Origin of the sequence: Vibrio sp. 1F169, from assembly GCF_041439605.1 — a bacterium.
Lineage (GTDB): Bacteria > Pseudomonadota > Gammaproteobacteria > Enterobacterales > Vibrionaceae > Vibrio > Vibrio tasmaniensis_A.
In genome coordinates this window covers 1-1,272 of record NZ_JBGOOI010000177.1, presented here as the reverse complement: position 1 = coordinate 1,272, position 1,272 = coordinate 1, and the positions used below count along the sequence as shown (strand labels likewise).

Here is a 1,272-nt window from a genome sequence, read left to right as displayed (position 1 = left end):
GGTTCATCGCGGATTAGCGGGAACTCAAAACAAAAACGGTAGTAAGTGATATGGTTTAGTCGCCAAACAAAAATCATACACAAACTACCGTTTCTATGCCGAATCATACTTTCCTATCTTCATTCTGGGAAGGCTTTCAAATAGTAAAGTCTCACCAGACAGCATCACTTATTACCCTGACTCTTAAACCTAACTCTGAGGCTAAGTGTCTTTGTGGTCTTGAAGCCGAAGCTATCCACGAGTATCAATGGCGTCATGTAAAGGATGCCATGTTACTCGGTGTTCCTGTTGAACTTTACGTTCAAACACGAAGGATTAAGTGTCGTAACTGCGGCATAAAAACAGAGTCTATATCTTGGTTAGAGCCTTATGCTCGCATAACGAAGCGCCTAAAAAGCTATATAGAACAACTATTACCTCTTCTTCCCATTAAGCATATCTCCCAATTAACGAGCGTTCATTGGCACACCATTAAGGAAATAGATAAACGACGGCTGAGACAAGTTGTACCGTCAGTAAAATGGGAAGATTTAAGGCAACTCGTCATGGACGAGTTCGCCATCTTTAAAGGACATCGATATGCCACGGTCATCGCTGACGCTAAGACTCACCAAGTCATTTGGATAGGGTTAGGCCGTAGTCGCAAGGACATACGACCGTTCTTCGAGCTGTTAGGCAAGCATGGCAACAATATCGAAGCGGTCGCGATGGATATGAATACGGCTTTTGACCTTGAAGTTCAAGCGCACTGTCCGAACGCAAAAGTCGTTTACGACTTATTCCATGTTGTTGCTAAGTTCGGTCGTGAGGTAATGGATAGAGTCAGAGTCGACCAAGCCAACAAACTCAAGCAAGATAAAAAAGCGAGGCAATGGGTCAAGCGTTCACGCTGGGTGTTGTTGAAAAATAGAGGCAACTTAAATACACAGCAAGACAGCTATCTTACAGAAATATTGAATATCAATAAGGACTTAATGACCACTTACATCCTCGGAGCACAACTCAAAGAGCTTTGGTATTGTGAATCAGAAGTGCATGCCAAGGGGCTCTGGGAGGCGTGGTGGGCACAAGTACAAGAGAGTGGGATTAAGCCATTAAAAGAGTTCGCACGAAAACTGAGTCCTTATCTTCACGGCATTCTCGCATCGGCAAGTTATCCGCTCAACACCTGCACATTGGAAGGGATAAACAACAAGATAAAGCTAATCAAACGAATGGGGTATGGGTATCGAGATACAGACTACTTCTTCTTGAAGATAAAAGCGGCTTTCC

The 1,272-nt window shown here is 43.6% G+C and carries 1 protein-coding gene; it reads left to right on the top strand.

Going from position 1 to position 1,272, the window contains the following annotated elements; translation table 11 throughout:
- Nucleotides 1-95: 95 nt before the first annotated feature.
- On the top strand, nt 96-1,272 hold a 1,177-nt coding region (locus ACED53_RS23445; protein ID WP_102579913.1), incomplete at its 3' end, for an ISL3 family transposase.